The sequence below is a fragment of the Chromobacterium alticapitis genome, assembly GCF_002924365.1.
In the GTDB taxonomy this organism is placed as follows: domain Bacteria; phylum Pseudomonadota; class Gammaproteobacteria; order Burkholderiales; family Chromobacteriaceae; genus Chromobacterium; species Chromobacterium alticapitis.
Window position 1 is genome coordinate 1 of record NZ_PQWB01000124.1, and the last position, 6,564, is coordinate 6,564.

Annotated in this window: 7 protein-coding genes; 5 read left to right on the top strand and 2 right to left on the bottom strand. The window is 62.5% G+C overall.

The window, feature by feature from the left end; genetic code table 11:
• The 5 genes from C2I19_RS19130 to C2I19_RS19150 form a co-directional block, all read left to right on the top strand.
• On the top strand, window positions 1–2,472 hold a 2,472-nt coding region (locus C2I19_RS19130; RefSeq protein ID WP_103904224.1), incomplete at its 5' end, for a ribonucleoside-diphosphate reductase subunit alpha.
• Window positions 2,473–2,700: 228 nt separating this feature from the next.
• Complete coding sequence (locus C2I19_RS19135) at window positions 2,701–3,123, top strand: DUF6841 family protein (RefSeq protein ID WP_103904225.1); 423 nt, start codon at window positions 2,701–2,703, stop codon at window positions 3,121–3,123.
• A 71-nt stretch (window positions 3,124–3,194) separates the two neighbouring features.
• Window positions 3,195–3,590, top strand: a complete 396-nt coding sequence (locus C2I19_RS19140; protein WP_103904226.1) for a hypothetical protein — start codon at window positions 3,195–3,197, stop codon at window positions 3,588–3,590.
• Window positions 3,591–3,603: 13 nt separating this feature from the next.
• Window positions 3,604–3,816: a hypothetical protein gene (locus C2I19_RS19145; RefSeq protein WP_103904227.1), complete on the top strand. Its 213-nt coding sequence runs from the start codon at window positions 3,604–3,606 to the stop codon at window positions 3,814–3,816.
• 52 nt (window positions 3,817–3,868) lie between these two features.
• Complete coding sequence (locus C2I19_RS19150) at window positions 3,869–4,951, top strand: ribonucleotide-diphosphate reductase subunit beta (RefSeq protein ID WP_103904228.1); 1,083 nt, start codon at window positions 3,869–3,871, stop codon at window positions 4,949–4,951.
• 104 nt (window positions 4,952–5,055) lie between these two features.
• Here the strand turns inward: C2I19_RS19150 and C2I19_RS19155 are convergent, their stop codons facing one another.
• On the bottom strand, window positions 5,056–5,988 hold the full coding sequence (locus C2I19_RS19155) for an IS5 family transposase (RefSeq protein ID WP_103904229.1): 933 nt from the start codon (window positions 5,986–5,988) through the stop codon (window positions 5,056–5,058).
• A gap of 194 nt (window positions 5,989–6,182) precedes the next feature.
• Window positions 6,183–6,564 (bottom strand): integrase core domain-containing protein (locus C2I19_RS19160; RefSeq protein ID WP_146056873.1); only part of this gene is annotated, 382 nt, incomplete at its 5' end.

The following is a 6,564-nucleotide window of genomic DNA, read 5'->3' on the forward strand; positions in this document are numbered from 1 at the left end:
CGCGCCGCCCGCGGCGAAGCCCTGTCCAACGTGCAGATCAACGTGCTGCGCAAGGACGGCCGCAAGCTGCCGCTGGACGTGGCCCGCCTGCGCGCCAGCATCGAAGCCGCCAGCAAGAACCTGGCCGGCATCGACGTGGACGCCATCCTGTCCGAAACCCTGAAGAACATCTACGACGGCGTGCCGGAAGAAGAAGTGGGCAAGTCCGCCATTCTGGCCGCCCGCTCCATGATCGAGCAGGACCCGGCCTACGATTACGTGACCGCCCGCCTGCTGATGGGCAATATCCGCCTGGAAATCCTGGGCGAGGCCGTCAGCCAGGACGAAATGTCCGCCCAATACGCGCTCTACTTCATCGACTACGTCAAGAAGGGCATCGCCGCCGAGCTGCTGGACGAAAGGCTGACCGAATACGATCTGAAAAAGCTGGGCGCCGCGCTGGACGCCGAGCGCGATCTGAAGTTCGGCTACCTGGGCCTGCAAACCCTGTACGACCGCTACTTCCTGCACATCGACGGCGCCCGCATCGAAATGCCGCAGGCCTTCTTCATGCGCGTAGCCATGGGCCTGGCGCTGAACGAAGTGAACCGCGAAGCGCGCGCCATCGAGTTCTACCAGCTGCTGTCCAGCTTCGACTTCATGTCGTCCACCCCGACGCTGTTCAACTCCGGCACCCGCCGCAGCCAGCTGTCCAGCTGCTACCTGACCACCATCGCGGATGACCTGGACGGCATCTACGAAGGCATCAAGGACAACGCCCTGCTGTCCAAGTTCGCCGGCGGCCTGGGCAACGACTGGACCCCGGTGCGCGCCATGGGCTCCCACATCAAGGGTACCAACGGCAAATCGCAAGGCGTGGTGCCGTTCCTGAAGGTGGTCAACGACACCGCCGTGGCGGTGAACCAGGGCGGCAAGCGCAAGGGCGCCGTCTGCGCCTACCTGGAAACCTGGCACGCCGACATCGAGGAATTCCTCGAACTGCGCAAGAACACCGGCGACGACCGCCGCCGCACCCACGACATGAACACCGCCAACTGGATTCCGGACCTGTTCATGAAGCGCGTGATGGAAGGCGGCGAATGGTGCCTGTTCTCCCCGTCCGAAACCCCGGACCTGCACGAGCTGTACGGCCAGGCATTCGAAAATGCCTACACCGCCTACGAAGCCAAGGGCAAGCGCGGCGAGCTGAAGGTATTCAAGCAGATCCCGGCGCTGAGCCTGTGGCGCAAGATGCTGACCATGCTGTTCGAAACCGGCCACCCGTGGTTCACCTTCAAGGATCCGTGCAATATCCGCAGCCCGCAGCAGCATCGCGGCGTGGTTCACAGCTCCAACCTGTGCACCGAGATCACGCTGAACACCAACGCCGATGAAATCGCCGTGTGCAACCTGGGCTCCGTCAACCTGACCGCCCACCTGAACGCGGACGGCAATCTGGACAGCGAAAAACTGCAGCGCACCGTGCGCACCGCCCTGCGCATGCTGGACAACGTGATCGACATCAACTTCTACCCGGTGGTGAAGGCGCGCAACTCCAACCTGAAGCACCGTCCGGTGGGCATGGGCATCATGGGCTTCCAGGACTGCCTGCACATGAAGCGCGTGGCTTACGGCTCCGACGCCGCCGTGGAATTCGCCGACCAATCGATGGAAATGGTGGCCTACTACGCCTACCTCGCCTCCACCGAGCTGGCGGAAGAGCGCGGCCGCTACCCGTCATACAGCGGCAGCCTGTGGGACCGCGGCATTCTGCCGCAAGACAGCATCAACCTGCTGGCGGCCGAACGCGGCGGCTACCTGGAAATGGACCGCAGCGAGCGCCTGGACTGGAGCGTGGTGCGCGCCCGCATCAAGCAGCACGGCATGCGCAACAGCAACTGCCTGGCCATCGCCCCGACCGCGACCATCGCCAACATCATCGGCGTGTCCGCGAGCATCGAGCCGACCTACCAGAACCTGTTCGTGAAGTCCAACCTGTCCGGCGAATTCACCGTCACCAATGAATACCTGGTGCGCGACCTGAAGGCCGCCGGCCTGTGGGACGAAGTGATGGTAGCCGACCTGAAGTACTTCGACGGCAGCCTGGGCCAGATCGACCGCGTGCCGGCCGAGCTGAAAGCCATCTACGCCACCGCCTTCGAGCTGGACCCGCGCTGGCTGGTGGAAGCGGCCTCGCGCCGCCAGAAGTGGATCGACCAGGCTCAGTCGCTGAACCTGTACATGGCCGGCGCTTCCGGCAAGAAGCTGGACGAGCTGTACAAGCATGCCTGGCTGCGCGGCGTGAAGACCACCTACTACCTGCGCACCCTGGCCGCCACCAGCGCCGAGAAATCCACCGGCCGCGGCGGCGAGCTGAACGCCGTCTCCAGCCAGATGCAACAGGCCGCGCCGGCCGCCGAGGTAGACAACACCCCGGCCACCGACGCCAAGTTCTGCAGCATCGACAACCCGGATTGCGAATCCTGCCAATAAGGCGGCCATCGTAGGGCGGAAGCCCCAAAAGGGGCGTTCCGCCAGACCGGCGAATTGGACTAGCACGACGGAATTCCCCTTGGGGGCGTTCCGCCGCGACACCGGCCAAAGGGAGGCGCAAGCCTCCCCATCCTCAAGCCGCTTGCCCGCAGGCGGCTTCGGGATGAAACACGCTACACGGTAACACGCAGCAAAAGCAGCAGACCCATCACGCACACGAGAGCGCCCATGAGCCTGGAAGCCTTTTTCAAGCATTACCGCGACTGCTATTCGCAACTGGACGCGGCCGGCGTGACCGGCCACTTCACCGTGCCGTTCACCGCCATCCACCAGGGCGAACTGAGCTGCTGGCAAGACAGGGACACGCTGGACGACACCACCGCCGCGCTGCTGGAGTGGTACCGCAGCCAGGGATTCAGCTCCGCGAGCCACCGGCTGCTCAGCGTCATGCCCATGGGGCCGTCCGCCGCCGCCGCGGTGGTGGCCTGGACCGTGGAGCGGCAAGGCCGCGCCCCGTGGAGCTACCACACCGGCTACCACCTGAAAAAGGTGGGCGGCGAATGGAAAATTTACGGCCTGGTGCAGTACGACACCGAGCCGGAACAACAGACTTTCGCGCTGGAACCGGCCGCCGCCAGCGGCGCCGGCTAGCGCGGCCAACCGCCGGGGCAGCGGCAAACCGCCCCTGCAGCACAGCATCAGGCAACGCCTGGGGAGGATATATGCAGACATTTGAAAACATAGGCGTGACCGGACTGAGCGAGGACAAATCGCACAACCCGGACAAGCAATTCCTGCTGTTCAACATGTATCTGCAGCTGAGCCGCATGCCCCCCTGCGAATGGAAGGACTACTTCGCCGAATCCCGCCTCGCGCCGCGCGCCGCCGTATGGCGCAAGGCCTGGGTGGAAGGCGACTGTCTGGTCGTGTACTGCCAGCCGGAAGAGCTGCAGCAGGAAATCGAAATACTGAAGGAAGACCTCGCCGCCGCGAACCGCCAATACCGCCAGCTGCAACAGCTGCGCGGCCAGCGCCGCCGGCAGCAGGAACAGATGGACCAACAGGAAGCCAGCGAGCGCAGTCTCATCCGCCAGCTGGCCCAGCAACTGCGTTTCTAAACCGGGAGAAGCCATGAGCGCCACCGCCTACAGCCTTCTGCGCCAAAGCGCAGGCGGCCGCCGCGCCGCCGCCCAGCATGCCGGCGCCCTCCTCTGCTTCGTGCAGACCGCGCCGGCCGCGGAGCCGCAACAGCATGCCGGGCAGGCCAGCGTCGTGGCCGTCAGCCAGCTGCGCCAGCCGCAGGCCGCGCCTCATCGCCCGCAATACGCAGCCCTTACCGCATAAAACCAACGCCGCGCCCGCGCGCGGCAAGCAATTGAACACATCAGGAGCACTCATGTTGAATTTCGAAGACGCCATCCCCTCCCCGTCCGCAGCCCCCTCCTCCATGGACGCCCATGGCAGCGGCCGCGTCAACGTGGTGGACAAGAAGGTGATCAACGGCACGACCGACGTCAACCAGCTGGTGCCGTTCAAGCACAAATGGGCCTGGGAAAAATACCTGGCCCAGTGCGCCAACCACTGGATGCCGCAGGAAGTGAACATGCAGCGCGACATCGAGCAATGGAAAACCGGCCAGCTGACCGAAGATGAAATGCGCGTGGTCAAGCGCAACCTGGGTTTCTTCGTCACCGCGGACTCCCTGGCCGCCAACAACATCGTGCTGGGCACCTATCGCCAGATCACCAGCCCGGAATGCCGCCAGTTCCTGCTGCGCCAGGCCTTTGACGAAGCCATCCACACCCACGCCTACCAATACATCGTGGAAAGCCTGGGCCTGGACGAAGGCGAAGTGTTCAACGCCTACCACGAAGTGAAGTCCATCCGCGACAAGGACGAATTCCTGATCCCGTTCATCGACGTGCTGTGCAACCCGGAATTCAAGACCGGCACCATCGAAAACGACCAGAAGCTGCTGAAGTCCCTGATCGTGTTCGCCTGCATCATGGAAGGCCTGTTCTTCTACGTCGGCTTCGTGCAAATCCTGGCCCTGGGCCGCCAGAACAAGATGACCGGCGCCGCCGAACAGTACCAGTACATCCTGCGCGACGAGTCCATGCACTGCAACTTTGGCATCGACCTGATCAACACCATCAAGCTGGAAAACCCGCTGCTGTGGACCGAAAGCTTCAAGGCCGAAGTGACCGAGCTGTTCAAGCAAGCCGTAGAACTGGAATACGCCTACGCCGAAGACACCATGCCGCGCGGCGTGCTGGGCCTGAACGCCAGCATGTTCAAGGAATACCTGCGCTTCATCGCCAACCGCCGCATGCAGCAGATCGGCCTGGATCAGCTGTTCCCGGGGGTGAACAACCCCTTCCCGTGGATGAGCGAGATGATCGACTTGAAGAAGGAGAAGAACTTCTTTGAGACCCGCGTCACCGAGTATCAGACTGGCGGGGCGTTGAGCTGGGATTGATTTTACATAGCTCATTGACATAATTCTATGTAAAAGGCACACTTTCGAGTGGCGCTGTTGCACAAATCCTGAACAGGTCGAGGCCCCCCTTTCCCCAAACGGATTTACGCCACCGCCACCGTGCACGGACGGCCCAGCATGCTGAAGCGGTTCAAGATGGCAGCACGCACTTGCAGCTCTGCCACTTGGCTATCGAAGCGACGGGCCGTCACCCTTTCACCCAGCCGTTTGAAGCAACCCATTTTGGTTTCCACCAAGCTGCGGCGATGATACCCGCTCCAGTGCTTCCAGATCGCCCGGCCTAGTCGTTTGGTCGCTCGCAGAATCTCATTCCGAGCCAGCACACCCAGCGAACTTCCTTTCCATGGCCTCGCATTCTTGCGGGTCGGGATGCACCCGATCGCGCCTCGTGCGGCAATCACCTCGTGACATGCCTTGGTATCGAAAGCCCCATCGCCACTCACGCAGGCTATCGGCTCGTCGGCCGGAATTTGCGTCAATAGCGAAGGCAACATTTGCGCATCGCCCTGGCGATTGTCCGTCACCTCGATGGCGCGGATCTGCAGGGTTTCCGCATCGATGCCCAGATGCACTTTGCGCCATTGCCGGCGATATTCGGCGCCATGCTTCTTGGTTTTCCACTCGCCTTCGCCCAGCATCTTGATGCCTGTGCTATCCACCAGCAGATGCAGCGCGCCTGAGCTTTTCTGGTAGGGAATCTTGACCTGCAGCGTCTGCTGCCGCCTGGATAGCGTGCTGTAATCTGGGACGCCCCAGTCCAAGCCCGCCAGCTTGAGCAGACTTTGGATGAAACCGATGGTTTGCCGCAACGCCAGTCCAAACAGGTTTTTGATGGTCAGGCAGAATTGAATGGCGGCATCGCTATAGGTCTGCGTCCGTCCGCGCTTGCCTCGAGGAGTTGCCCGCCATGACATGCTCGTGTCCAGCCAGACGGATAGCGAGCCGCGCTGGATCAGGGCTTTGTTGTAGGCGTTCCAGTTGGTCGTTCGATAGCGTTTTGGAGCGGGCTTGGTCATGCCACTATCTTACCAAGCCGCGGGACGGGCGGATTTGCGCAACAGCGCCTTCTTGACGGCACCCTTCCGGCCATTCTCAAACAAGCAGGCTTAAAAAGCGCGGCGCCTAAATAAATCTGTGTGTGTCGTGATCTGGATGGGCCGCACGGACTGACTGAAGCGCCCCGGTTTTCGCGGAGGCTGTTTTGTGTGAGTCAGACCGGCACGGTCTGCTCGCTCAGACTGCGATAGTAGTTTGCTTCTGCCTCCGCCGGTGGAATGTAACCGATCGGCGCCAGCAAGCGGTGGTGATTAAACCACGCCACCCATTCCAGCGTCGCCAGCTCCACCGTCTCCAGGCTCTTCCACGGCCCTCGCCGGTGAATGACCTCCGCCTTGTACAAGCCATTGATCGTCTCGGCCAACGCGTTGTCGTAGCTGTCGCCCGTGCTACCGACCGAGGGCTCGATGCCTGCTTCGGCCAGCCGTTCGCTGTAGCGGATCGAGACGTATTGCGAGCCGCGATCGCTGTGGTGGATCAAAGCGTCGCGACTCGGCTGCCGCGCCCACAGCGCTTGCTCCAGCGCGTCGAGCACA